The sequence below is a fragment of the Arthrobacter sp. MSA 4-2 genome (assembly GCF_016405885.1).
Taxonomy (GTDB): Bacteria; Actinomycetota; Actinomycetes; order Actinomycetales; family Micrococcaceae; genus Arthrobacter_D.
This window is the reverse complement of sequence record NZ_JAEKGC010000018.1, coordinates 1-24,873: the sequence shown is the minus strand read 5'-3', so window position 1 is coordinate 24,873 and position 24,873 is coordinate 1. Positions and strand designations below refer to the sequence as shown.

Below are 24,873 nucleotides of genomic sequence, written 5' to 3'. Positions count from 1 at the left end.
AGTAAAATGCAGGCCGCAAGGCAAAGTAGTACAGCAGTAAAAGCAGTATCGCAGTAAGCAGTGTCAAAGTACTGGCCCCATCGTATAGCGGCCTAGTACGCCGCCCTCTCACGGCGGTAACGCGGGTTCGAATCCCGCTGGGGTCACGAGCGTCCTTATTGAAGGACATCGGAAAAGACGCCCCGGACATTCCTCGAATGTCCGGGGCGTCTTTGCGTTCGGGGGTGATTCGTTTGCTTCAGCAGGAAAGTAAGCAAGCTGGCAGAATGGAGAGATGAATGCTTCCCTTACCGCCGCCGACGCCCGCGGGGTAGCGGGATTCCTCCGGGAAGTGCATAGTGCGCTGCTGGGCGCCGGTTTCCCGCTCTCCCTCGCCGGGGCCCCCGCAGCGCGCGCCGCGGCTTCCGCGGCCGCCGCGCAACTCGACGACTACATCCTTCCGCGGCTCGACCGGCTTGACGCTCCGCTTCTCGCCGTCATCGGAGGATCGACTGGGGCCGGCAAGTCCACCCTCGTCAATGCCCTCATCGGGCGGCCGGTGACCCGAACCGGAGCGGTGCGGCCAACGACGCGGCAGCCCATCCTGCTCCACCACCCAGCCGAAGCCGAATGGTTCACCTCCCAGCGGGTGCTGCCCTCGCTCAGCCGGGTCCAGGCCGGCGCGGGCGAACTCGCCCCCCAGGACGCAGTCAGAGCCGCAGCAGGAACCCTCCTCCTGCAGGGTGAGGCGACAGTTCCGCGCGGGTTGGCGATCCTCGACGCCCCCGACATCGACTCAATCGCTGACGAGAACCGCCGCCTCGCCGGGCAGCTGCTCGCGGCGGCGGACCTCTGGATCTTCGTCACCACGGCCAACCGCTATGCCGACGCCGTCCCCTGGAAGCTGCTCGCCGAGGCGGCCCGGCGCGACATCCTCCTGGCCGTGGTGCTCGATCGGGTGCCGGCCGGGGTGGAGGAGGAGGTCCGTGAAGACCTCATGACCCTCCTCACGGCCGAGTCCCTCGGGCACGCACCGATCTTCGTCGTGCAGGAGTCGGCCCTCAATGAGGACGGAATGCTCCCCGCCGGGTCGGTCGACCCCATCCGCCGCTGGCTCGGGGCCCTGGCCGCCGACGCGGAGGGGCGCACCGACATTGCGCGCCGCACCCTGGCCGGAGCGGTGCGCGCCCTCGCCGGTCGCGTCGAGGAGGTCGCTGAGGCCGCCGAGGCCCAGCAGGCGACCGCTGCCCGCCTTTCGGGGGCGGCTGAGGCCGCCTACCAGGAGGCCCTCGCCGCGATCCTCCGCTCCACCGAGGATGGAACAATGCTCCGCGGGGAGGTCCTCGCCCGCTGGCAGGACTTCGTCGGCACCGGAGAGTTCATGCGCGGCATCGAGACCCGGGTGGGATGGGTGCGTGACCGGATCACCGCGTTCTTCACCGGCCAGCCCGCCCCGGCAACCACGGTTGCGGCGGCGATCGAGACCGGGCTGCACTCGGTCATCGTCGAAGAATCGGCGAAGGCGTTCGAGCAGACCGAGGAGTGGTGGCGCAGCGACGACGCCGGCCGGGCCCTGCTTGCCGGCCGGGGCGCCTATGTCAGCGACGAGTTTTCCGCCGAGGCCGCACGGCACGTGCGGGAGTGGCAGCAGGATCTGCTTGAGCTTGTCAGCACCGAAGGTTCCGACAAGCGCTTCGCCGCGCGGATGCTTTCCTTCGGCGTGAACGGGGTGGCGGTGGCCCTGATGGTGGTCGTCTTCGCGTCGACCGGTGGCCTGTCCGGTGCCGAGATCGGCATCGCCGGCGGCTCGGCCGTCGTCGGTCAGAAGCTCCTTGAAGCCGTCTTCGGTGAGGACGCCGTTCGCCGGCTGGCCAAGACGGCGCGCGACAACCTTGAGCGCCGGTGCCGTGCCCTGCTCGATGAGGAAAAGGAGAAGTTCATCGTCCTCCTCGCCCCGGTGGCGGCGCAGACACCCCCCGAAGCGCTCTTCGCCTATGCGCGCCGGCTCGCCGGAACCGATCTCGCCGCAGGCACCACGGCCGGTGGCAGCCGGTGAGCCGGCACCGCGGTGCGGGGTCCAGGAGCGGTCTGCATAATCAACTCGAGGCACTCGACACTGTGCGCGGGCTCGCCGAAGGGCGGCTTCCAGACGAGCGCGTGCAGGGCCTCTTCGGCGTGCTCGACCGGGCCAGCAGCCGCCGCTCGCTGTCCGCCGATCACACGGTCATCGGAATCTTCGGTCCCACAGGGAGCGGAAAATCGTCACTGATCAACGCGCTGAGCGGCACCGAGGTGGCGCGGGTGGCAGCCCGCCGCCCGACGACGTCGAAGCCTCTGGCCGTGGTGTGGGGCGCGGAGGGAAGCGGCCCGCTCCTTGACTGGCTGGAGGTCGATGAGCGCCATGAGATGCCTGCGGACGCCGCGCTGCTCGGCTCGGACACCGGCGGGCTGATCCTGCTCGACCTTCCCGACTTCGACTCGACCGCCGCAGCCCACCGGACCATCGTCGAACGCATGTCGGGCCAGGTGGACGTCCTGCTGTGGGTCGTCGACCCGCAGAAATACGCAGACGCGGCGCTGCATCATGACTTCCTCGCCCCGCTGGCCTCCCACGGCGCGGTCACCCTCGTCGCGCTGAACCAAGCGGACCGGCTGTCCGGCCGCCAGCAGGAGCAGGTGACCGCTTCACTGTCCGGCATCCTGGCGGAGGAGGGCCTTCGCGGTGTGCGGGTCTTTCCGGTCTCTGCCCGCACGCGGGACGGCCTCGAGGACCTCGCCGGCGCCATCCGGCAGATCGCCGGGCGGAAACAGGCTGCGAACGCCCGGCTGGCAGCCGATGTCGCCGCGGCCTCCACGCAGCTTGCCCCGTTTGCCGGGCCGGAGGACCTCCCGATACCCGGCAAGGCGGCCCAGTCCGACCTCTCGGCCCGCCTCGCCGCGGCCGCCGGGGTCGACGCCGTCGTTGACGCGGTTGTGCGTTCCTACCGCCGTGACGCCCACGCAGCGACGGGCTGGCCCGTGACCCGCTGGCTGGGTTCCTTCCGCTCCGATCCGCTCCGGCGGCTCAACCTGCGCCGGAGCGACGTTGACGCGGCCCTCCGGCGGACCTCGATGCCCTCCGGCGCGCCGGCCCAGCGGGCCCGGGTCGACCAGGCGCTGCGGACCTTCGCCGACACCGCAGCGGGATCGTCTGTTGAGCCCTGGCGCTCCGCCATCCGCTCGGCAGCGCGGGGGACCGTGCCTACGCTCCTCGACGGACTCGACCAGGCCCTTGCCGGGACAAACCTCGACACCGGCCGAAGGTCATGGTGGTGGCCGCTGGTGGGCCTGCTGCAGTGGCTGGCGCTCGCCGCCCTCGTCATCGGCCTCGGCTGGCTGGGGGTCATGGCGGCGATGGGGTTCCTTCAGTTCAACGTCCCGGACGCTCCGTCCGTGGAGGGGTTCCCGGTGCCCACCCTGCTGATCGCCGGTGGTGTTGCCGCGGGGATCCTCCTGGCGGTACTCGCCTCGGTCATCGCCCGGTTCGCGGCCAAGGCCCGCGGCCGCAAGGCGCGGCGCCGGCTCCGCGCCGCCTGTGCGAAGGTGGCCGAGACGGTGGTCGCCCAACCGGTGACCGACGAAATCCGCAGGTACAACGACTTCCGGGGCGCGCTCGCGGCGGCGGCGCGCACGAAGTGACTGGGCCGCAGCACACCTGACCGGCCGGGTGCGGCGACGAAGAGGGCCGGCCCGGGTCTGCGGTTGGAGCGGTTTGGCGGGCCGTCGGCGCGCGGTGCGTACGGCGACGCCGGGATCCGAACAGGGGTCAGCCCGCCATCGCGGCGGAGACCTTCACCAGCGTCCGCAGGTTGCGGGTGGTCGTCGCCGCCTTGAAGCGGCCCCGAGCCGTGATCTTCCCCAGCCCGGAGTCGAGGGTTCCTCCCCGCGCCGCCTGCCAAGCGACGGCGTCGGGTCCAAGGACAGTGAGTGCCTCACCGGCGGCCCGGGCCGCGGCGGCGAGCTCCTCAACCGCCGCGGGATCCGAACTCAGGGTGACGTAGGCGTGCACCGCAGGGTCGTCCGCGGGGAAGGGGCAGGCCTCAATGATTTCGGTGAGCCGCGCCGCCGGCAGAACCACCACCCACGCGTCGTAGCCGAAGGCCGAGCGCAGGCGCTGTTCGACTGCGTCCTTGAGTTCCTGCGCCCCAAGCGCCGAAGTACAGACAAGGTTCCCCGAGGCCAGCAGGGTGCGCGGATTAGCAAGCGGAAGCCCCTTGAGCGCCTTGAGCAGGTCCGCCATCCGGATGGTAGTGCCCTGGACGTTGACTCCCCGAAGGAAAACGGCCCAGGGCACGGCCTCCGCGGCTGAGCCGGCCGTCACTCGTTGGCTGCTTTGCTGACGGCGAGGGTGAGTTGCTGGGCCGCTTCGGTGACGACCTCGGCGTGGATCCGTCCGGGCTGGCGGGTCAGTCGCTCCATGGGCCCCGAGATCGAGACGGCCGCCACCACGCGTCCCGACGGACCCCGCACGGGAGCGGACACCGAGGCGACGCCCGGCTCGCGTTCACCAAGGCTCTGCGCCCAGCCGCGGCGGCGGACGCCGGCGAGGACCGTCGGGGTGAAGCGCGCATTCTGGAGCCCCTTGAGGAGCCGGTCGTGGTCCTCCCAGGCGAGCAGGCACTGGGCCGCCGAGCCGGCCCTCATAGAAAGCTGGGTTCCGACCGGGATGGTGTCGCGGAGTCCGGCCGGACGCTCGGCGGAGGCGACGCAGACGCGCCATTCGCCCTGCCGCCGGAACAACTGCGCACTCTCGCCGGTGGCATCGCGCAGCTGCTGCAGGACCGGGCCCGCCGCGGCGATGAGGCGGTCCTCGCCGGCGGCGCTGGCCAGCTCCACCAGGCGGCTGCCGAGGACGAACCGCCCCTGGATGTCGCGGCTGACCAGTCGGTGGTGCACGAGGGCAAGGGCAAGCCGGTGCACGGTGGGCCGGGCGAGACCGGTTGAGGCCACAAGCTGTGCAAGCGTCGTCGGCCCCGCCTCGAGGGCATCAAGCACGGTCGCCGCTTTATCAATGACTCCCACACCACTAGAATTGTCCATAGACTGATATTGCCGTCTCAATATCTGAGACGCAAGTCGATCTGCTGGCGTGTTGGGCGGCGTGACTGGAACAGTTGGGATCGAAGGCTCCGCAGGGCAGGCGAACAGCAGGTTTGCGCCAATGCGGACGAGCGGTGGAGGGAACACCATGGGCAAGACACTGGCAGAGAAGGTCTGGGACTCGCACGTCGTCCGCAAGGGCGAGGTCGTCGGCGCCGAGGCGCAGCCCGACATGCTCTACATCGACCTCCACCTCATCCACGAGGTGACCTCTCCGCAGGCCTTCGAGGGCCTGCGGCTGGCTGGACGGCGGCTCCGCCGGCCCGACCTCACCATCGCCACCGAGGACCACAACACCCCGACCCTCGATATCGACAAGCCGATCGCCGACCCCACCAGCCGGAAACAGATCGAAACGCTCAGGGCGAACTGCCGCGAATTCGGCGTCCGCCTGCACTCCCTGGGTGATGCCGAGCAGGGCATCGTGCACGTCGTCGGCCCGCAGCTGGGCCTCACCCAGCCGGGCCTGACGGTCGTCTGCGGAGACTCCCACACCTCCACCCACGGCGCCTTCGGGGCCCTGGCCATGGGCATCGGCACCTCCGAGGTGGAGCACGTCATGGCCACGCAGACGCTGTCGCTGCGGCCCTTCAAGACGATGGCCATCACGGTCGAGGGCACCCTCAAGCCCGGAGTCACGGCAAAGGACATCATCCTGGCCGTCATCGCGAAGATCGGCACCGGCGGCGGGCAGGGCTACGTCCTCGAGTACCGCGGCTCGGCAATCCGTGCGCTGTCGATGGAAGCACGCATGACCATCTGCAATATGTCGATCGAGGCAGGGGCCCGTGCCGGCATGGTCGCCCCCGACGAGACGACGTTCGCCTACCTCAAGGGCCGGCCGCACGCTCCCGAGGGCGCCGACTGGGACGCCGCCGTCGAGAACTGGCGCGGACTGGTCACCGACGACGACGCGGTGTTCGACGCCGAGGTGTACCTCGACGCCGACGACCTCGAACCATTCGTCACCTGGGGCACGAACCCCGGGCAGGGCGTCTCACTGTCCCAGGCCGTGCCCTCGCCCGCGGACTTCGCCGACGAAAACGACCGCGCCGCCTGCGAACGCGCCCTTGAGTACATGGCACTCGAGGCCGGCACGCCCATGAAGGAGATCCGGGTCGACACGGTGTTCCTCGGCTCGTGCACCAACAGCCGCATCGAGGACCTCCGCATCGCCGCCGACATCATCCGCGGGCGGGCCAAAGACCCAGCCATCCGCATGATGGTCGTTCCCGGCTCCGCCCGGGTGCGCCTCGAGGCCGAGGCGGAGGGCCTCGACCGGGTCTTCAAGGACTTCGGCGCCGAATGGCGCTTCGCGGGCTGCTCGATGTGCCTGGGCATGAACCCGGACCAGCTGGCGCCGGGGGAGCGGTGCGCCTCCACCTCGAACCGGAACTTCGAGGGGCGGCAGGGCAAGGGCGGACGCACGCACCTCGTCTCGCCCGTCGTCGCCGCCGCCACGGCGGTGCGCGGGACCCTCAGCTCGCCGTCCGACCTCGACCCGGTTCCGCCGTCGGGCAGCGGCATGGGCGCCCCGGGCGCCTTCGCGACCACCCCGTCCGCCACCCCAGCCGCCTAGGAGCGCCGCCATGGAAAAGATCACCACGCACACCGGCATCGGTGTTCCGCTGCGCCAGAGCAATGTCGATACCGACCAGATCATCCCCGCCGTCTACCTCAAGCGGATCACCCGGACCGGCTTCGAGGACGCGCTGTTTGCGGCCTGGCGCAAGGACGAGAACTTCATCCTCAACCGGGAGCCCTACACGCGCGGCTCGGTGCTCGTCGCGGGCCCCGACTTCGGCACCGGGTCATCCCGGGAACACGCCGTGTGGGCGCTCAAGGACTTCGGCTTCCGGGCCGTGCTCTCCTCCCGCTTCGCGGACATCTTCCGGGGCAACTCGGGCAAGCAGGGACTCGTGGCCGCGCAGGTCGCCCAGGACGACATCGAACTGATCTGGAAGGTGCTCGAGAACGAGCCCGGCGCCACGGTCACCGTCGACCTTCAGGCCCGCACGGCCGTCTGCGGTCCGGTGAGCGCGCCATTCCAAATCGACGACTACACGCGCTGGCGGCTGCTCGAAGGGCTCGACGACATCGGGCTGACCCTTCGCCATGAGCCCGACATCACCGCATTCGAGGCCACCCGGCCGGGCTTCCGGCCCACCACCCTCCCGGTGCGCACCTAGCCCCGGCCCGGCGCGCCGCCTCCCCTGTCGGGGAGTGGCAAAGCCTTCCGGACACCCGTTCGAGCAGCCCGCCAAACCGGTGTGATCCTGATTGCGTTAAGGAATCTTGCCCGCCGATCCGCGGTTCTAACCGTTGGGCAAGGCATGAATGAACTAGCCTTGCATTTCAGTTCGGTTCGACAAGCTCCTATGCTGTACTCGGGCAATCACGTTCTGCGGGGGCATATTTGTATGAGGAAATTAGGTATTCATGGGTAACGTTCTGACCATCCGCGGTGGGGTTCCACTTAACGGGAAGGTCTCGGTCCGCGGAGCGAAGAACCTCGTGCCGAAGGCCATGGTGGCGTCCCTGCTGGGAAACACCCCGTCTGTCCTGCGCAACGTTCCCGAGATCAAGGACGTTGAGGTTGTCACCAGCCTGCTGCGCCTCCACGGCGTGGAGGTCACCAAGGACCCGGTGACCGGCGACCTCACCATGGATCCCAGCGCCGCCAAGATGGCGCAGTCCAAGGACATCGATGCGCACGCCGGCGACTCGCGCATCCCCATCCTCTTCTGCGGGCCCCTGATGCACAGCATCGGCGAGGCGTTCATCCCCGATCTCGGTGGCTGCAAGATCGGCGACCGCCCCATCGACTACCACCTCCAGGTGCTGCGCAACTTCGGCGCCGTCGTCGACAAGCGCCCGGGCGGCATCTCCATCTCCGCACCGAAGGGCCTGCACGGCGCCAAGCTGTCGCTTCCGTACCCCAGCGTCGGAGCCACCGAGCAGGTGCTGCTGACCGCGATCCGCGCCGAAGGCATCACCGAGCTGTCCGGTGCCGCAGTCGAGCCCGAGATCATGGACCTCATCGCGGTGCTGCAGAAGATGGGCGCCATCATCACGGTCCAGACCGACCGCGTCATCCGCATCGAGGGTGTCCGGGAACTGACCGGCTACAACCACAAGGCCATCTCCGACCGCAACGAGACCGCCTCCTGGGCCTCGGCGGCACTGGTCACCAAGGGTGACATCTACGTCGAGGGCGCACGCCAGCTCGACCTCACCGCCTTCCTCAACACGTACCGGAAGGTCGGCGGCGCCTTCGACGTCGACGACGACGGGATCCGCTTCTACCACCCCGGCGGCCCGCTCAAGCCGTTGGTCCTCGAGACGGACGTGCACCCCGGGTTCATGACGGACTGGCAGCAGCCCCTCGTCGTCGCGCTCACCCAGGCCTCGGGCGTCTCAATCGTCCACGAGACTGTCTACGAGAACCGGTTCGGCTTCACCGAGGCCCTGATCCGCATGGGCGCGAACATCCAGGTCCACCGTGAGTGCCTCGGCAGCGTGCCGTGCCGCTTCGGCCAGCGGAACTTCCTCCACTCCGCCGTCATCTCGGGCCCGACCCAGCTGCGCGGAGCCGACATCGACATCCCCGACCTGCGGGGCGGCTTCAGCCACCTCATCGCAGCTCTGGCGGCGGAAGGAACCTCACGGGTGACGGGCATCGAGCTTATCAACCGCGGGTACGAGCGCTTCCAGGACAAGCTCGAGGGCCTCGGCGCCGATTTCGACATCACGGAGGAAGCCCCGGTCTTCGCCGCGGGACTCCTCTAGGTCCGGGGCGCGCCAGCCATGGGTGAGACAGGCACGTCACGGGCGACCTTTGCGGTGCTCGCCGGGATCCTGCGTCCGGTCCTGAACCTGCTGATGAACAAGCAGTGGATTGACACGCAGAAACTGCCCCGGGACTCGGGCTTCATCCTGTGCCCGAACCACGTCACCGAGATCGACCCGATCGTCGTGGGGCATCTCCTCTACAACAACAAGGTGATGCCCCACTTCCTGGCCAAGGCGTCCCTGTTTTCGGTGCCCGTCCTGGGGCACGCGCTGCGTGCCACCCGGCAGATCCCCGTGGAGCGGACCACGGCGGGAGCGAACCGGTCCCTCGAGGCGGCCCAGCAGGCCATCGCCGACGGCGGCGGGATCATCGTCTACCCCGAAGGCACCCTCACCCGCGACCCGGGGATGTGGCCGATGAAGGGCCGGACCGGTGCCGCCCGCCTGGCCCTGCAGACCGGCGCGCCCGTGGTGCCCATGGCGCACTGGGGAGCCCAGGAGGTGTTTCCCCGGTACGCCCGGCGCCTCTACCTCTTCCCACGGAAGACCTCACGGGTCATCGTCGGGGATCCCGTGGACCTCAGCGACTTCCGGGACCGCCCGATCACCCGTGACACCCTGAACGAGGCAACCGACCGCATCGTGGACGCCATCACCGCCCTGCTGGCCGAGCTGCGTGGCGAGCAGCCGCCGGCGGAGCGCTGGGACCCGGCCGCGAAACGCCAGAAACGGACAGGCCGCGACTTCGACGCGGCGGAGGAGGACAACGCGTGAGTGCTGGAACGTCCCGGATGGGACGCCCGGTGCCCACCCGTGTCGCCGTCCTCGGAGCGGGGAGCTGGGGGACCACCTTCGCGAAGGTCCTCGCCGACTCCTCCAAGGATGCGGTGGTCCGGCTCTGGGCCCGCCGTGAGGAGGTCACCCTCGAGATCAACGGCTCCCACCGCAACAGCAGGTACCTCGGTGACGTCGTCCTGCCCGGCAACATTACCGCGTCGAGCGATGTCGGCGCGGTCCTCGCGGATGCCCAGCTCGTCGTCCTGGCCGTCCCGGCGCAGACCCTGCGCCCCCAGCTGGCCGGCTGGAAGGCCCTGATCCCCGACGGCGCCGTCGTCGTCTCCCTCATGAAGGGCCTCGAGGTCGGCACCGACGCGCGCATGAGCGAAGTCATCGCCGCCGAGCTCAGCCTCCCCGCCGACCGCGTCGCCGTGGTGTCGGGGCCGAACCTGGCCATGGAAATCGCCCGTCAGGAGCCCACGGCCTCGGTCGTCGCGTGCTCGGACCACGACGTCGCCGCCTGGATCGCCGCCGCCTGCACCGCCTCCTACTTCCGGCCCTACACCACGACGGACGTCGTCGGAGTGGAGATTGGTGGCATCGTCAAGAATGTCATCGCCCTGGCAGTCGGCATCTGCGAGGGGCGGAGGATGGGGGACAACACCAAGGCGTCGGTCATCACCCGCGGCCTTGCCGAAACGACCCGACTGGCCGTGGCGCTGGGCGCGCGGGCGGAGACCCTCGCCGGACTCGCCGGCATGGGCGATCTCATCGCCACCTGCTCCTCCGCGCTGTCCCGCAACCACACCGCCGGCCACCTGCTTGGCCAGGGCCTCACCCTCGAGCAGGTCACGGTGCGTATGAACCAGACCGCCGAGGGCATCAAGTCGGCCCAGGCCGTGCTCGACCTCGCCACCCAGCTCGGCGTCGACATGCCGATCACCGATAATGTTGTGGCAGTGCTCCAGGGGAGTATTTCAGTTAACGATCTGGGACCGCGCCTTCTGGCCCGCGACCTCAAACCGGAAGGCGAACATACTCCGTGACAAGTGAATCCACTCCGGGGCGCAGGCCCCGCGTCCTTGTCCTGTTCGGGGGACGCTCCAGTGAGCACTCGGTCAGCTGCGTCACCGCCGCCGGCGTGCTCAATGCGATCGACCGGTCGAAGTACGACGTCGTTCCGGTGGGCATCGCCAAGAACGGCCAGTGGGCACTGGTGTCTGAGGATCCCTCCCAGTGGTCGCTGAGTTCCGGCACCCTCCCCGAGGTGACGGCCTCATCCGAGTCCGTTTCCATCTCCTCAGCGGCCTTCCCCGGCGCCGCCCGGGGCCAGGAACTGATGGTGACCGCGCCGGATTCGATGCCACGCAGCCTCGGCGGCGTCGACGTCGTTATGCCTTTGCTGCATGGGCCGTTCGGTGAGGACGGGACGCTCCAGGGAATGCTTGAGATGGCGGACATCCGCTACGTCGGAGCGGGCGTCCTGGCCTCCGCCGTCGGCATGGACAAGCACTACATGAAGGTCGTGTTCGCGTCGGCCGGGCTGAAGGTGGGCCCCTACGCGGTGTTCACCAACCGGCAGTGGGAAAAGGACAGCGAGGAGTGCCTGCGGCGTGCCGCGGCCCTCGACTTCCCGGTGTTCGTGAAGCCGGCGCGCGCGGGATCGTCAATGGGGATCAGCCGGGTCGATTCCCCGGCGAGCCTGCGGCAGGCGGTCGAGGCCGCGCGGGTCTTCGACCCCAAGGTCATCGTCGAAGCGGGCATCGACGGACGCGAGATCGAGGTCGCCGTCCTGCAGGGCCGGGGCACCCAGGAGCCGCGGACCTCGCTGCCCGGAGAGATTGCGGTGCAGCCGGGCGGCCACGACTGGTATGACTTCGAAGCCAAGTACGTCGACGGGAACGCCGCGCAGCTGAGCTGCCCCGCGGACCTTCCGCCGCACGTCACCGACTCGGTCCGCGACCTGGCCGCGCAGGCCTTCGACGCCGTGGGCGCCGAAGGGCTGTCCCGGGTCGACTTCTTCTACACCCCGGCGGGCGAGCTGATCATCAATGAGATCAATACCCTGCCCGGATTCACCCCGATCAGCATGTACCCGCAGATGTGGGCCAAGTCGGGTCTCACCTACACCGACCTCATCGACGAACTGATCGAACTGGCGCTCGAGCGCAGGACCGGCCTGCGCTGACCGGCCCAGCGGCGGCCGGCTGCGGCCGCTCGTTGATTGTCATTCGGCCCTGAACACAGAAGCGCCCCTCCCCGGATCGGGGAGGGGCGCTTCTGGTTTTCCTGTCTCGGCTAGATCAGGCCCACCGAGAGCTCGTTCTTAGTGCCGAACCGGTGGGCGGTGATGCTGACGGCCTGCTCGTGCAGGAAGGGCAGCACCTCGACCCGGCCCGCCTCGGTCACGGGCTGGGAGTACACGGCCAGATCGGGGCGTCCGCCGGTTGCCTTGGCCAGGGCCGCGGGGTCGCCGCCGATGAGGCGGATGCGCCCGGCTTCGTGGCGGGCAACGGACACCAGCCACTCCTCGTCGGTTTCGATGGTGACCGAAGCGGCGAAGGTGCGGACCGCAGTCGAGAGCGCGCTGGTCAGCTCCGCGGCCGAGGACACGCGCACGGTTGAACCGGCAGCGGCCGCGGCAGCCAGGACGCGGACCAGCTTGACGACCGGCTCACCTTCGGCGAGACGGACGGTCACGGGGACCGGGAGGTAGCGGAACACGTTCCGCTCCGCCGTGAGCGCCGACACGTCCTTGGACGCACCGAACTCGTCGGCCCACGCGGCTGCGTCGGAGGCCGCCGCGCGCTGGAGCATCGCGAAGTCGCCTTCGCGCAGCTCGGACCCGGCGTCGGGTGCCACGGCGGCCAGCAGCGGCTGCGCAGCCGGAACCGGCTCGGCGGACGCCGTTGACTCACGCGTGCTCCAGTTGCCCAGCCCGACGAGGTAGTTCGGTCCGCCGGCCTTGGTTCCCGCACCGACGGCGGACTTCTTCCACCCGCCGAACGGCTGACGCTGGACGATCGCTCCGGTGGTGCTGCGGTTCACGTACAGGTTGCCGGCCTGGATGGAGTCGATCCAGGTGCCGATCTCCTCCGGGTTGAGCGAATGCAGCCCGGCGGTCAGGCCGTAGTCGACCTGGTTGGCGATCTCGATTGCTTCTTCGATCGTCTCGGCGGTCATGACGCCGAGGATCGGACCGAAGTACTCGGTGAGGTGGTACTCGGAGCCGCGCTTGACGCCGGCGCGGACACCGGGGCTCCACAGCCGGCCCGAATCGTCGAGCTTGCGGGGCTGGATCAGCCAGTTCTCGTCCTCGCCAAGCCTGGTCAGGCCGTCGAGCAGCTTGCCGGAGGCGGGCTCGATGACCGGACCCATCTGCGTGGCCGGATCCGAGGGGTAGCCGACCTTCAGGGACGTGACCGCATCGACGAGCTGGTTGCGGAAACGCTGGGAGTGCCGCACGCTGCCCACAAGGATCACCAGGGACGCCGCCGAGCACTTCTGGCCCGCATGGCCGAAGGCCGAGTACGCCACGTCCTTGGCCGCGAGGTCGAAGTCAGCGCTCGGGGTGACGATGATCGAGTTCTTGCCCGAGGTCTCCGCCAGCAGGGGCAGGTCCTGGCGGAAGGAACGGAACAGCTGGGCCGTCTCGTACCCACCGGTCAGGATGACCCGGTCGACGCGCGCGTCGGAGATCAGCTTGGTGCCCAGCGAACGCTCGTCGAGGTGGACGAGCTGCAGGACGCCGCGCGGAACGCCGGCCTCCCACAGTGCCTCCACCATCACCGAACCGCTGCGCGGCGCCTGTCCTGCGGGCTTGATGATCACCGAGGAGCCGGCCGCGAGGGCCGCCAGGGTCGACCCTGCGGGGATGGCCACCGGGAAGTTCCACGGGGGAGTGACGACGGTGAGCTTTGCCGGCGTGTAGACGGCGCCGTCGACGTCGTCGAGCCCGCCGGCGAGCTCGGCGTAGTAGTGCGCGAAGTCGATCGCCTCGGAGATCTCGGGGTCGGACTGGTCGAGGGTCTTGCCGGTCTCTGCCGCCATGACCTCCATCAGGTCGGCCCGGCGGGCCGCCAGTGCGTCGCCGGCGCGGTGCAGAATCTCCGCACGCTCGGCGCCGCTCAGGGCACCCCAGGCGTCGGCCTCGGCGAGAGCCTCGGCGATGACGCGCTCGAGAGCCTCGGGGTCCCTCAGGGTGGTCGCGGCGACCGTCGCTTCGCCCAGGCCGGAACTCTCGACCCGCTTGAGCACCGCGCGGCCCCAGCGGCGGTTGGCCGGCAGGGACGGATCGGTGTCAGGGGTGTTGGTGAAGCCGGTCGTGGGCGCGGGAGGCTCGGGCTGGTTGCGGTCCTGCGTGCGGTTCGGGCCGGGCACCGAGTCGTCGAGGGCCTCGAGCGAGCGGAGGAAACGGTCCTCCTCACGGGCGAACAGGGCCTCGTTGGAGGAGAGCTCGAACACCGCCGACATGAAGTTTTCCTGGCTGGCGCCCTCTTCAAGGCGGCGGATCAGGTAGGCGATGGCGACGTCGAACTCCCGGGGGTGCACCACCGGGGTGTAGAGCAGCAGGGAGCCGACGTCCTTCTTGACGGCCTCCGCCTGGCCCTGGGCCATGCCGAGGAGCATTTCGAACTCGATGCCGTCGCGGACGCCGCGCTCACCGGCGAGGAGCCAGGCGAAGGCGAGGTCGAACAGGTTGTGGCCGGCGACACCGATGCGCACGTTGCCGATCCGGTCGGGGTGAAGGGCGTAGTTGAGCACCCGCTTGTAGTGGGTGTCGGACTCCTGCTTGGAGCCCCAGGTGGCCAGCGGCCAGTCGTGAAGGGATGCCTCGACCTGTTCCATGGGCAGGTTGGCGCCCTTGACGACGCGGACCTTGATCGCGGCACCGCCTTCGGCGCGGCGCTTGGCTGCCCATTCCTGCAGGCGGATCATCGCTGCGAGGGAGTCCGGCAGGTAGGCCTGCAGCACGATGCCGGCCTCGAGGTTCTTGAACTCGGGGCGGTCAAGGATCGCGGTGAAGACCGCGATCGTCAGGTCCAGGTCCTTGTACTCCTCCATGTCCAGGTTGATGAACTTGGCCGGGGTTGAGGACGCGGCGAGCGTGTACAGCGGCGTCAGCTTCTCGGTGACGTGCTGCACGGCTTCCTCGAACGCCCAGGGGGAGTGGGGGGAGACGGTCGAGGAGACCTTGATGGAGACGTAGTCGACATCCGGGCGGGCGAGGAGCTTCATGGTGCCCTCGAGGCGGCGCTCGGCTTCGTGCTCGCCTAGGACTGCCTCACCCAGGAGGTTGACGTTCAGCCGGGTGTCGTCCTTGCGGATCTTGCTGATCGACCTGCCGAGCTTCTGGTCCGAGGCGTCGATGATCAGGTGGCCGACCATCTCACGCAGCACCCGCCGGGCCACCGGGATGACGACCTGCGGCAGGACCGGGGCCACGGTGGCGCCCAGGCGCACAGCGGAACGCATGTACCAGGGGAGGAAGGCAGGCACCTTGGGGGCGATCGCCGCAAGGTTGCGCGCAGCGACCGACAGATCCTCGGGGCGGATCACGCCGTCGACGAATCCCACGGTGAACTCGAGGCCGTGCGGGTCCTTGAGGACGCCGGCCAACTGCTCGGCGGAGGCGTCGACCGGTACCTTGGCCGCTTCGGTGAGCCAGCGGCGCACCAGCGCCGTAGCCTCGGCCGCGAGGTGCTCAGGAATTGGACCGGAGCCTGCGGCGTCCGGACCGGTGGCGCCGGCGGCGCCCGTTCCGCCGTCGGAGATGATGTCTCCGCGGTCGGACAGTGAGCTAGTCATGATTTCTGTATCCATTCAACTGTTACTGGCGCCGCCCTGGTGGGCGGAGCGGGAGCCGGTGGCGCCGGTCAGGCGTTCCGGACATTCTGGGTGTGACGCGGGCTGTTCGGGTTCATCAGGGAGTGCTTGCGGCTGTAGAACCAGTAGATGACCAGGCCGATGATCAGCCAGATGCCGAACCGCATCCAGGTTTCCCATTCGAGCTGGAACATCAAGAAGCCGGAGGCCAGCACGCCGAAGGCGGGGACGAACGGCATCAGCGGGAGGCGGAAGGTCCGCGGAGCGTCGGGTGCCTTGCGGCGCAGGACGATGACGGCGACACAGACGACGACGAACGCCGCGAGGATGCCGATGTTGGTGAGGTCGGCGACGGCGCGGATCGGGAACACCCCGGCAAGCAGGGCAGCGGCAACGCCGGCGATCCAGGTGACGCGCTGCGGGGTGCCGTGGCGGTCGGTTGCGGAGAACCAGGCGGGGAGCAGCCCGTCGCGGCTCATGGAGAACCAGACCCGGGTGACACCGAGGAGGAAGGTCAGCATGACCGTGAGGATCGATATGACAGCGAACGCCGAGATGATCGTGGCGATCACGGGGAGGCCGACCGACTGGAAGGCGGAGGCGAAGCCGGCGGTGGGGCTGATCTCGGTGTAGTTCTGCATCCCGGTGAGCACGAGGGTGGCCAGGACGTAGAGGGTCATTGCGATCGCCAGGGAGAGCAGGATCGCCTTGGGCATGTGCTTCTTGCCGTCCGTTGCCTCTTCGGCCGCCGTGCTCATGGCGTCATAACCGAACACCGCGAAGAACACCGTGGCGGCGCCGGCGAAGATTGCGCCGAAGCCGGAGGGCAGGAACGGTGTGTAGTTGTCGACGTTGACGTAGAAGAACCCGAGACCGACGATGCCGAGGATCAGCAGGATTTTCAGGCCGACGGCGATGAGTTCGAACCGGCCGAAGGTCTTGGTGCCACGGCTGAGGATGAAGGTGATGAACAGGCACACCACGATGGCCGGCAGGTTGATGAGGCCGCCCTCAATGGTGTCCGCGGTGCCCTGCATCCAGACCGGGACCTGGATACCGATGCCGGACATGAACTCGGTGAAGTAGCCGGAGATGCCGATGGCGACGACGGCCACGATGGCGATGTATTCAAGGAGCAGGTCCCAGCCGATGAACCAGCCGATGATCTCGCCCAGGGCGACATAGCCGTAGGTGTAGGCGGACCCGGCGCGCGGGATCATCCCCGCGAACTCCGCGTAGGAGAGTGCGGCCGCCGCGCTGGCCAGGCCTGCGACGAGGAAGGAGATCAGGACGGCAGGCCCCACGGGCTGGCCGTCCTCACCGCCGTTCGCGACGAGACCGGCCAGGGTGAAGATGCCGACGCCGATGATTCCGCCGACGCCGATGGCCGTAAGCTGCCACAGTCCCAGGCTCTTGAAAAGCTTGGTTCCGCCCTTCTCATCCTCGACGTCGTCGATCGGCTTCCGCCGAAGAATGGAGGTTGAAGAGCCGCCCGTCGGAGGCAGGCTTCGATCCGATGCGTTTGTCATAACGGTCCATCCTGGAGAGAGGGGAGGTCGGGCACGCTGGTGTCGCACGAAAAACACAGTGGTGTCCGCCACTTTGGGAACTGATCCATTATGGTGCCGATTTTCATTTAGCAAAAGCTAGGTTTTGCGAATGGTATTGTTCAGATTCCCTAACGTATTGGTGGCACAATGCTCGACGTTCGACGGCTGCGCCTGCTCCGCGAGTTGAAGATCCGCGGGACCCTGAGTGAGGTGGCCTCGGCCCTCCGCTACAGTCCGTCCTCCGTGTCCCAGCAGTTGGCCCTGCTTGAGAAGGAAGTCGGTGTTGAACTGCTTCGCAAGTCCGGGCGCGGGGTGACGCTGACGCCCCAGGCGGAGGTCCTCGTGGCGCATACGGCCGAGCTGCTTGAGATCCTCGAGCGCGCCGAGGCAGACCTTGCGGCTTCCCTCACCACGGTCACCGGTACCGTGCGCGTTGCCGTCTTCCAGTCCGCCGCGCTGGCGCTGATGCCCGATGCGCTGACCATCATGACGAAGGAGTATCCGGAGGTCCGGATCGAGATGGTGCAGCGCGAACCGGAGACGGCGCTCTACGAAACCTTCGCCCGTGACTTCGACCTCGTGATTGCCGAGCAGTACCCGGGCCACGCCGCGCCACGGCATCCGGAACTTGACCAGGTTGCGCTCACGACTGACGCGATCCGGCTCGCCGTGCCGCCCGATCCGCTCAATCACCTGCGGATCAGTACGGTTGCCGAGGCCGCCGATGCGGCGTGGGTGATGGAGCCCCGGGGCGCGGCTTCCCGCCATTGGGCCGAGCAGGCCTGCCGCCGCGCGGGTTTCGAGCCCGACGTCCGATACGAGACGGCGGACCTGCAGGCGCAGATCCGCCTCATCGAATCCGGCAATGCGGTCGCGCTGATGCCGGACCTCGTCTGGACCGGGAGGCAGACGACCGTGAAGCTGTATGACCTTCCGGACAATCCACGGAGGTCGGTCTTCACCTCGGCACGTCGGGCCAGTACAAACCGTCCGGCGCTGTTGGCCTGCAGGGAGGTCCTGGCGCGTTCGGCGGCAATGGTCGCAGCCGGATCCGAGCACCACGCCGGGCCGGGAACGGGGACAGCAGCGGGAGATCCTGCCGGCAGGCAATAAAGCGCACCCTGTGGACGTTCCTCCTACGAGGAGCCGGCGGAATGACCCGTCGACCCCGTTCAGCGCGCCCCCTGCCCCCGACTAAGGTTGATTCATGGCTTTTTCGTTCGATCCGCTTCTCGTTCCCTCAACGGTTGAGCGGGTCACCGAGACGGTGCTACCCACACGGCACGGTCTCTTTCGTATGGTCGGATACCGAGACGCCGAAAACACCGAGCACGTCGCACTGGTGCGGGGGATCGACGATGTGACGACGGCGACCGGAGAGCCGCTGCCTGCCGGTGCAGTGCCCCTGGTCCGGGTCCACTCGGAATGCCTGACCGGGGACGCGTTTGGTTCCTTCCGCTGCGACTGCGGCGAGCAGCTTGATGCGGCGCTCGCTGCGATCAGCGACGAAGGCAGGGGAGTGGTCGTCTACGTCCGGGGCCATGAGGGCCGGGGGATCGGGCTGCTCGCGAAGCTCAAGGCCTACGCCCTCCAGGACCAGGGCGTCGACACCGTTGACGCCAACACATCGCTCGGCCTGCCGGTCGATTCGCGCAGCTACCACCAGGCGGCCGAAATCCTTCAGGACCTCGGCGTGGACCGGATCCGGTTGCTCTCCGGGAACCCCGCAAAGCAGGAGGCGCTGGAAGACCTTGGAATCTCTGTCGCCGAGCGCCTGAACCTTGCGGTGCCCGACCGTGCTGAGAACGCGGCCTACCTCGCCACGAAGCGGTTGCGGATGCGCCATGATCCCGCTCCGGCCAGCGACACGTGGGGCGAACTTATTTCCGGCAGGGTGCCGGCCGCCCCGCGCGCCGGGGAGCCTGAGGACCTGGTCCACCGCTACGGGTACCTCGCGGCAGCTGAGGGTGCGGTCGTCCTCGCCCAGCTCAGGCAGAGCCTCGACGGCTTCATTGCCTCGCGCAGCGGTGACGGCACTGTCGCCGATGCCCGCGAAGACCGCACCCACCTGCACCGTCTCCGGGCGCTCGTCGACGCCGTCGTCATCGGTGCCGGCGCCGTGGTCGCCGACGACTCCCGACTGACCGTAAGGGACGTTCCGGGAACAAACCCGACCCGGGTGGTGCTCGACCCCACGGCGCGCGTCCGGCCCGGATCCCGGATCCTCACAGACGGCGCCGCTCCCACCCTCTGGCTCGTTGGACCCGACGCCCAGATGCCGGACGAAGTGGCCGCCCATGTCCGGATCCTTCGCCTGCAGCCTCGACAGTTTGAGCCGGTGGAACTCCTGAAGCTGCTGCGCGGACAGGGGTTGGACAGGGTGCTCGTCGAAGGCGGAGGCCGTACCGTGTCCGCCTTCCTCGCGGCGGGCGCGTTGGATCGTCTCTACCTGACGACGGCGCCCCTGCTCGTCGGTGACGGTGTGCCCGGTGTGCGGTTCGAGGGGTCGGACGCGCTCGCCGAGGCACGCACCGCACCCGTGCGGAGATTCGTCTTCGGCCAGGACATCTGCACGGAGTTCAACTTCGCCGCAGTGCGGGATCAGGCCGGGGCCGCGGTCCGCTCGTAGGCGAACTCCCGGCGCTGCAGTCCGGCTGTCCGTCTGCGAGTCGAAGAGCTGTGAGCCGGAAAGCTAGGAGTCGGAGAGCCGCTTGCTCTTCTGCTGCAGGCGGTCGATATGCTCGGACGCCTCCGCCTTGGTGATGTCCGCCGGAATCTCTTCGCCTGCCTCCCGGGCGAGGGTATCGAGGTAGCTTCGCTGCGCATCGGTCATCGGTTCGTCGCCGGTGACCCAGTCGGAGGGGTCGCGTTCGAAATTGCCGGCCGGCTCAGGGGTGGAGCTTCCCAAGGTGTCTGACATGTCAGTTCCTTTCATGCTGGTCCCGCGTCGTGGCTGCTCGGTTGTTACTCAGTCTACTGAGCTTCTGCTCCTTGTCGCGGTCGGCTGTGTGCTTGTGCATGACGGCGGCCCAGCCATGCCTTCGAGTGTGCGGCAAGCTTCATGCGTCCTCCCGCGTAGGGTACGCCGCCCCTCAGCCTGCTCAGGACGGCCAGCCAGATGCAGGTTCCCCGCTCGAGCGCCCACAGCGGTGCCCACAGGGCGGAGGTCGGGGAGAAGACCGACCGTCCACCCTGCCGTCGGCGTCCCACCTCCGCCAGGGCGATCAGGGCGCCCATGCCTGCCAGCAGGCGGCGAGGGCGTCCCACGGCGTAGGCGGCCAGCGGCAGGATGAGCAGTTCGGCTGCGAGGCGGCCGGGTTGGGCGAAGCTGTCGTACGCCTGGCGGATCCGCTGGCCTAAGAAATGCCGTTCCGTTGGCGGGATGCGTGCCACGAGCACGTCGTCGGCCCGTGCCTCCCGGCCACCTGCGGCGTGGACGGTGCGGATCAGTTCGAGGTTCTCGAACAGTGCTTCGCTGCTGTACCCGTCGGTCGCCTCGAGGATGCTCCGGCGGACCGCAAGAGTTCCGGGGTAATCCGAGCCGAGGGCCCGGTTGATGAGGGAGCGCGCCGTATCCCAGCGGGCATGCCAGGGCAGTTCGCGGAAGTAGTTCTGAGGACGGACGAGGTCGGCGTCGTCGAGCCGGTTCACCACCTCGCGAAGCTGCTCGGCGCTGTAGCGGACGTCGTCGTCGGCCAGTACCAGCCGCTCATGGCGCGCCGCCCTCACGCCGGTCAGCACGCCGATCACCTTGCCGTTGCCCGTCCCGGAGGCATCGGGGCGGAGGACCCGGACCCGCGGGGGGAGGGCCCGCGCATGTCGCTCGAATAAGTTTTCCGGGGAACCGTCGACGACAGTGACCTCGACCCACTCCGGAATTGCCGCCAGGTAGTCGGCCAATTCAGCGATCGGCCCCTCTTTGGTCCACTTCAGGGGGAGGATGTACTCCGCCGTTGACGCCATGGGGTTTGCCGCCTCCGGTCGAGTGGGTCTTTCGTAAATACTAAGGGTGCTTCCAAATTTCCGGTGGTGATGCCTAGGGTTGTTCTGCAGACGATTTTGAAACGCCACCGATCAGCGAGGAGCACCAATGAGCCAGCCAGCCCAGCAGCAGACGCCTCCCGGCACTACCGCCGCGATGGATCCCAAGCCTGATCACGGCGAGGAGAGCTACCGGGGGTCGGGCAGGCTCGAAGGGAAGGCGGCCGTCATTACCGGTGGGGACAGCGGCATTGGGAAGGCCGTCGCCATCGCTTATGCCCGCGAGGGTGCGGACGTGCTCATCGGCTACCTCGAAGAGGAGGAGGAAGACGCAAGGGACACCGCCCGCTGGGTGGAGCAGGCCGGCCGGAAAGCAGTGCTGTTCCCGGGCGACCTCGCCGACCCCGCCTACTGCAGGGCCGTCATAGCCAGGGCGGTGAAGGAGTTCGGCCGGGTCGACGTCCTAGTCAACAATGCGGCCTTCCAGATGAGCCATGAGTCCCTAGAGGAAATTCCTGACGAGGAGTGGGACCGGACCATCGCCATCAACCTCAGCGCCTTTTTCCACCTGACGAAGGCTGCGCTGCCTCACATGAAGCCGGGAGCATCCATCATCGGGTCGAGCTCTATTAACTCCGACAACCCGGTGCCGACCCTTGTTCCCTATTCCGTGACCAAGGCCGGGATCGCCAATATGACGGCGTCACTGGCGCAACTGTTGGCCGAGCGTGGAATCCGGGCAAACAGCGTAGCGCCGGGACCGATCTGGACGCCGTTGATCCCCGCCACCATGCCGGAAGAAGAAGTGGAAAGTTTCGGCCAGCAGGTGCCGATGAAGCGGGCCGGCCAGCCGGTGGAACTGGCTCCGGTCTACGTGATGCTGGCTTCCGATGAGGCGTCCTACGTCTCCGGGGCACGTATCGCGGTAACCGGTGGTCAACCAATCCTGTAAGCGGCTTGTGTCGGCGGAGGCGGACCGGTGGTCCGCCTCCGGCGATCGGTGCATCCCCGGAAACCCCTAATCGGGCTACCTAATCTTCTGTAGACCGTTGTTCGCACTGCCCCGGTGGCGCAGCGCCCACTACCCTGAGAATGCTTACCCGGTGCGGCCGGATCGCGGCCGCCACAGGTACATCCAAGTCAGGGCTGGAGGTTGCGGTGCGGCCACTGCGATCGTTGCGGGGCAGGCGGATGCAGCATGTGGGCGTCGTCGTCGTTGGCTCCCTGTTCCTGGCAGGCTGTCAAGGCTCGGAAGCCGGCAATTCGCCTCCTGCCAGTGGCGGAGCGGCTGGTCCGTCGGTGTCTTCGACATCCGGGACTGCCCTATCGCCCGGTCCTGCTGCAGACCTCCAGCCGCCTGAGAAGCCGCCGGGGGTCGACGCCGAGTCGCAGCAGGGGTTAGAAGCCTTCACCCGGTATTGGTTCGGGCTGTTGAGCTATGGATACGAATCAAACGACTGGGCGCCCCTTCAGGCTGTCACCGACAGGGGATGCGGTACCTGCACCAATGTGATTGGTGAGGTGCGGAAGCATTACGAAAGTGGTGGATGGATCACGGGTGGCAGAGTCACTGTCAATTCGATCGCCACGACGGGTGAGCCGGGTGTCCAGGGGCCCATTTCGTCATATGTTGAACTTGAACAGGCCGAACTGAAGTACCTTGACCGATCCGGTCGGGAGGCGGCTGTTTCCGATGCGCTTCCGCTGACGCGCAGCATCACCATTGCAGTGCACAAGAACAACCGTTGGGTCATGCTCGACTTCGGCTCTCCCAACGTCAGTTAGTCGAATGATCTGTGGATATCGGGACCACCCTGGCAACCACGGATTAAGCTGATCATGCGTAATCCGCCATTGCCCGCACCACCTTGGGGGCTCACATGAACCGGACTTCAACCGTCTACCGCTGCCGGTTCCGCATGTTCGTGATACTTGTCGCGGGAACCGCGATGCTGAGTGGATGTCAGGGCAACCCGAACGAGGAGCAGACAACTTCTCCTCCAAGTTCTTCTCCTCCAACCTCGGCTGCTGTTTCGGCGCCCCCAACGGCGTCGGCGGATCCGTCAGGTGAAGCATCCCGTGCCGCACCGGAGCCCAGTCCTGCATCGTCTATCGGTCCGGCGGCCAACATTCCGGTGCCAACGAAGCCGGCGCTCGCGGACGAGAACAGCAAGGAGGGACTAGAGGCCTTCACGAGGTACTGGTTTGAGTTGCTCAATTACGCCTACGAAACCAACGACTGGGCCCCCTTTGACGCGGAAACTGATCCGGGGTGTAGAACTTGCGCAAGCATCAAGGGGAACGTGTCGGCACTTTATGACCAAGGCCGCTGGGTGCAGGGTGCGAACATCTCGGTCGTCAGTTTTTCCACCGAATTCGAAGAGTCCGTGACCGGTTCAATCAGTTCATTCGTAGAAAATCAACAGGCGCAGATCGTCTATTTCGACGCCGATGGTACGGAACTCAAGGTCACACCCATGCAGCCCGAGCCGGCGATTGACGTTGTAATCGCTATCTGGGACAAAGGGTCGTGGCTCATGCTGGATTACGGCACTCCGGAGGGGACGTAATGACGCACGGCGTCCGTCACGCACGAACCTTCGCTGCCGTGTCCCAGATAGCCATCTTGGCTTCAATGTCTCTCGACATGACCTGGTCGATGGAACCCGTCCGACCTGAACCGTTACCTGTAATCAGCGCCTCAGAAAACAAGTTCCAGGGGACCAATCACAGCACCGACAAGTCTGCTGGATCGACGGGCCGTGACTCCACCGAATTAGGACCGGGAACTTCCTCAGAAGCAGCCGCCGCACTTCCCGTCGACGATGGCATCGATTACTACTATGAGCGCGTTTGCACCAGTCGAACCGGTGAATCTCTCGATCCTGCGCGATGCGTCCTGCTGAACGATCAATGTGATGCCAAACCCGACGGGGTCTTCGTCGAATGGATTCAACTTGATCGCCGTACCGATCCACCCCGTGAGACACGGACCGGCCGAAACGCGTGCATCTATCCCGGCGAAGCACCCGAACCACCGACGGCCGGCGAGCCCGCCGCTGAACCTATCGTCATCACGATTGCCGAATTCCAGAGTCAGCCGATAGCTCCATCCGTCGTGTTTTCCCAGCCGCGTAACTTCGGGCTAAAGAACGCACACTCGAATGTGTATGCCGAGGCCCAGGAACAGGAATTTACGTTCGACTTCCGCAACGCCCAGATCCGCCTTCGCGCATGGCCCGTCTCGTATCGTTGGGATTACGGGGATGGAATCAGCGCCAGCACAACCGTTCCCGGCGGCCCAGCCGAAGGCGGCGCCTTCAACACGGAGACTCCCACAAGCCACCAATACCTCGAAAGTGGCGATTACAACGTCACATTGACCACGTTCTTCGCGGGTGACTACTCGGTCGACGGTGGTCCGTTCCAACCCATAGCGGGCCAGGCGGAAGTCCGATCAGCTCCGCATCTCATGAGCATCTGGCGCACCGAAGCGCATTCAGTAGCGGATGACTGCCTTGAGAACCCCTCGGGCATCGGTTGTACGACACCGCTGGATCGTTAGGAGCACTAGGTTCCGCCTGCAAGGTGAAGCCAATTGGCCTCCCAGCCACCCTCAGCCTCTGTATTCGACCTCGCCGACCAGAGCTCAACCGCTGAGTCTGACCTAGCCAACCTCAACCGCCGGGTACGAGCTAGCCGACCTCACCCACTGAGCTGGCCTGGCCGCCCGCTATCGACCGGGTCCACTCAGCCGGGGACGGGTTCGGGCAGGGTGCGGTAGGTGCGTCCGGCCGGGGAGGTGGCGGTGATGATGCCGGGTGCGGGT

The 24,873-nt window shown here is 67.5% G+C and carries 20 protein-coding genes and 1 tRNA gene; 15 read left to right on the top strand and 6 right to left on the bottom strand.

The features are described from left to right. The first annotated feature begins 73 nt into the window (after positions 1–73). The 3 genes from I6N91_RS16125 (at position 74) to I6N91_RS16115 (ending at position 3,657) form a co-directional block, all read left to right on the top strand. A tRNA-Glu gene (locus I6N91_RS16125) sits at positions 74–146 on the top strand. A 128-nt stretch (positions 147–274) separates the two neighbouring features. Continuing rightward, complete coding sequence (locus I6N91_RS16120) at positions 275–2,035, top strand: GTPase domain-containing protein (RefSeq protein WP_198814245.1); 1,761 nt, start codon at positions 275–277, stop codon at positions 2,033–2,035. A gap of 62 nt (positions 2,036–2,097) precedes the next feature. Next, complete coding sequence (locus I6N91_RS16115) at positions 2,098–3,657, top strand: GTPase (RefSeq protein WP_307843398.1); 1,560 nt, start codon at positions 2,098–2,100, stop codon at positions 3,655–3,657. A gap of 127 nt (positions 3,658–3,784) precedes the next feature. Here the strand turns inward: I6N91_RS16115 and I6N91_RS16110 are convergent, their stop codons facing one another. Both I6N91_RS16110 and I6N91_RS16105 read right to left on the bottom strand, forming a co-directional pair. Further along, positions 3,785–4,339, bottom strand: a complete 555-nt coding sequence (locus tag I6N91_RS16110; protein ID WP_307843397.1) for a DUF1697 domain-containing protein — start codon at positions 4,337–4,339, stop codon at positions 3,785–3,787. Beyond that, positions 4,336–5,058, bottom strand: coding sequence for an IclR family transcriptional regulator (locus I6N91_RS16105; RefSeq protein ID WP_120165289.1), 723 nt, complete (start codon positions 5,056–5,058; stop codon positions 4,336–4,338). Before I6N91_RS16105 ends, I6N91_RS16110 begins: the two co-directional genes overlap by 4 nt. Positions 5,059–5,206: 148 nt before the next feature. Between I6N91_RS16105 and leuC the strand changes: the two genes are divergently transcribed. The 6 genes from leuC (at position 5,207) to I6N91_RS16075 (ending at position 11,875) form a co-directional block, all read left to right on the top strand. Further along, entirely contained in the window at positions 5,207–6,697 is a 1,491-nt protein-coding gene (leuC, locus tag I6N91_RS16100) for a 3-isopropylmalate dehydratase large subunit (RefSeq protein ID WP_198814241.1), read from the top strand. A gap of 10 nt (positions 6,698–6,707) precedes the next feature. Continuing rightward, positions 6,708–7,307: a 3-isopropylmalate dehydratase small subunit gene (gene leuD, locus I6N91_RS16095; protein ID WP_198814239.1), complete on the top strand. Its 600-nt coding sequence runs from the start codon at positions 6,708–6,710 to the stop codon at positions 7,305–7,307. A gap of 250 nt (positions 7,308–7,557) precedes the next feature. Further along, a complete protein-coding gene (gene murA, locus I6N91_RS16090) occupies positions 7,558–8,907 on the top strand; it encodes a UDP-N-acetylglucosamine 1-carboxyvinyltransferase (protein ID WP_120165292.1) in 1,350 nt (449 codons plus the stop codon). Positions 8,908–8,925: 18 nt separating this feature from the next. Then, the gene (locus tag I6N91_RS16085) at positions 8,926–9,684 is read left to right on the top strand and encodes a lysophospholipid acyltransferase family protein (RefSeq protein WP_198814237.1); all 759 of its coding nucleotides are present in this window, start codon (positions 8,926–8,928) and stop codon (positions 9,682–9,684) included. A 17-nt stretch (positions 9,685–9,701) separates the two neighbouring features. Continuing rightward, positions 9,702–10,733, top strand: coding sequence for an NAD(P)H-dependent glycerol-3-phosphate dehydrogenase (locus I6N91_RS16080; RefSeq protein ID WP_198814261.1), 1,032 nt, complete (start codon positions 9,702–9,704; stop codon positions 10,731–10,733). Then, positions 10,730–11,875 (top strand): D-alanine--D-alanine ligase family protein, encoded by a 1,146-nt coding sequence (locus I6N91_RS16075; protein WP_198814235.1) that lies wholly within the window; start codon positions 10,730–10,732, stop codon positions 11,873–11,875. Before I6N91_RS16080 ends, I6N91_RS16075 begins: the two co-directional genes overlap by 4 nt. A 110-nt stretch (positions 11,876–11,985) precedes the next feature. Here the strand turns inward: I6N91_RS16075 and I6N91_RS16070 are convergent, their stop codons facing one another. Together I6N91_RS16070 and I6N91_RS16065 are read right to left on the bottom strand one after the other, a co-directional pair. Next, on the bottom strand, positions 11,986–15,495 hold the full coding sequence (locus I6N91_RS16070; RefSeq protein ID WP_198814233.1) for a bifunctional proline dehydrogenase/L-glutamate gamma-semialdehyde dehydrogenase: 3,510 nt from the start codon (positions 15,493–15,495) through the stop codon (positions 11,986–11,988). A 68-nt stretch (positions 15,496–15,563) separates the two neighbouring features. Then, on the bottom strand, positions 15,564–17,042 hold the full coding sequence (locus I6N91_RS16065) for an amino acid permease (protein ID WP_198814231.1): 1,479 nt from the start codon (positions 17,040–17,042) through the stop codon (positions 15,564–15,566). A 168-nt stretch (positions 17,043–17,210) separates the two neighbouring features. On the opposite strand from I6N91_RS16065, the gene I6N91_RS16060 reads away from it, so the two are divergent. After that, positions 17,211–18,176: a LysR substrate-binding domain-containing protein gene (locus I6N91_RS16060; protein ID WP_198814229.1), complete on the top strand. Its 966-nt coding sequence runs from the start codon at positions 17,211–17,213 to the stop codon at positions 18,174–18,176. A gap of 94 nt (positions 18,177–18,270) precedes the next feature. Beyond that, positions 18,271–19,692, top strand: coding sequence for a GTP cyclohydrolase II (gene ribA / locus I6N91_RS16055; RefSeq protein WP_198814227.1), 1,422 nt, complete (start codon positions 18,271–18,273; stop codon positions 19,690–19,692). A 63-nt stretch (positions 19,693–19,755) separates the two neighbouring features. Here the strand turns inward: ribA and I6N91_RS16050 are convergent, their stop codons facing one another. Further along, positions 19,756–19,983 (bottom strand): DUF3072 domain-containing protein, encoded by a 228-nt coding sequence (locus I6N91_RS16050; RefSeq protein WP_120165300.1) that lies wholly within the window; start codon positions 19,981–19,983, stop codon positions 19,756–19,758. Positions 19,984–20,036: 53 nt separating this feature from the next. Next, positions 20,037–21,026, bottom strand: coding sequence for a glycosyltransferase family 2 protein (locus tag I6N91_RS16045; protein WP_198814223.1), 990 nt, complete (start codon positions 21,024–21,026; stop codon positions 20,037–20,039). A gap of 127 nt (positions 21,027–21,153) precedes the next feature. On the opposite strand from I6N91_RS16045, the gene I6N91_RS16040 reads away from it, so the two are divergent. From I6N91_RS16040 to I6N91_RS16025, 4 genes are all read left to right on the top strand, one after another. Beyond that, complete coding sequence (locus I6N91_RS16040) at positions 21,154–21,996, top strand: SDR family oxidoreductase (RefSeq protein ID WP_198814221.1); 843 nt, start codon at positions 21,154–21,156, stop codon at positions 21,994–21,996. Between the two features lie 248 nt (positions 21,997–22,244). Next, positions 22,245–22,829, top strand: coding sequence for a DUF6318 family protein (locus I6N91_RS16035; protein ID WP_198814219.1), 585 nt, complete (start codon positions 22,245–22,247; stop codon positions 22,827–22,829). A 95-nt stretch (positions 22,830–22,924) separates the two neighbouring features. Further along, positions 22,925–23,614: a DUF6318 family protein gene (locus I6N91_RS16030; protein WP_198814218.1), complete on the top strand. Its 690-nt coding sequence runs from the start codon at positions 22,925–22,927 to the stop codon at positions 23,612–23,614. Beyond that, positions 23,614–24,609: a PKD domain-containing protein gene (locus tag I6N91_RS16025; RefSeq protein WP_233091960.1), complete on the top strand. Its 996-nt coding sequence runs from the start codon at positions 23,614–23,616 to the stop codon at positions 24,607–24,609. The genes I6N91_RS16030 and I6N91_RS16025 overlap by 1 nt, the downstream gene beginning before the upstream one ends. Positions 24,610–24,873 lie beyond the last annotated feature (264 nt).

Coding starts and splice junctions, on each gene's coding strand:
- I6N91_RS16050 (WP_120165300.1), bottom strand. CDS start 19,983: ATGTCAGACACCTTGGGAAGCTCCACCCCTGAGCCGGCCGGCAATTTC.
- I6N91_RS16030 (WP_198814218.1), top strand. CDS start 22,925: ATGAACCGGACTTCAACCGTCTACCGCTGCCGGTTCCGCATGTTCGTG.
- leuD (WP_198814239.1), top strand. CDS start 6,708: ATGGAAAAGATCACCACGCACACCGGCATCGGTGTTCCGCTGCGCCAG.
- I6N91_RS16060 (WP_198814229.1), top strand. CDS start 17,211: ATGCTCGACGTTCGACGGCTGCGCCTGCTCCGCGAGTTGAAGATCCGC.
- leuC (WP_198814241.1), top strand. CDS start 5,207: ATGGGCAAGACACTGGCAGAGAAGGTCTGGGACTCGCACGTCGTCCGC.
- I6N91_RS16085 (WP_198814237.1), top strand. CDS start 8,926: ATGGGTGAGACAGGCACGTCACGGGCGACCTTTGCGGTGCTCGCCGGG.
- I6N91_RS16065 (WP_198814231.1), bottom strand. CDS start 17,042: ATGACAAACGCATCGGATCGAAGCCTGCCTCCGACGGGCGGCTCTTCA.
- I6N91_RS16105 (WP_120165289.1), bottom strand. CDS start 5,058: ATGGACAATTCTAGTGGTGTGGGAGTCATTGATAAAGCGGCGACCGTG.
- I6N91_RS16080 (WP_198814261.1), top strand. CDS start 9,702: ATGGGACGCCCGGTGCCCACCCGTGTCGCCGTCCTCGGAGCGGGGAGC.
- I6N91_RS16025 (WP_233091960.1), top strand. CDS start 23,614: ATGACGCACGGCGTCCGTCACGCACGAACCTTCGCTGCCGTGTCCCAG.
- I6N91_RS16120 (WP_198814245.1), top strand. CDS start 275: ATGAATGCTTCCCTTACCGCCGCCGACGCCCGCGGGGTAGCGGGATTC.
- murA (WP_120165292.1), top strand. CDS start 7,558: ATGGGTAACGTTCTGACCATCCGCGGTGGGGTTCCACTTAACGGGAAG.
- I6N91_RS16045 (WP_198814223.1), bottom strand. CDS start 21,026: ATGGCGTCAACGGCGGAGTACATCCTCCCCCTGAAGTGGACCAAAGAG.
- I6N91_RS16040 (WP_198814221.1), top strand. CDS start 21,154: ATGAGCCAGCCAGCCCAGCAGCAGACGCCTCCCGGCACTACCGCCGCG.
- ribA (WP_198814227.1), top strand. CDS start 18,271: ATGGCTTTTTCGTTCGATCCGCTTCTCGTTCCCTCAACGGTTGAGCGG.
- I6N91_RS16070 (WP_198814233.1), bottom strand. CDS start 15,495: ATGACTAGCTCACTGTCCGACCGCGGAGACATCATCTCCGACGGCGGA.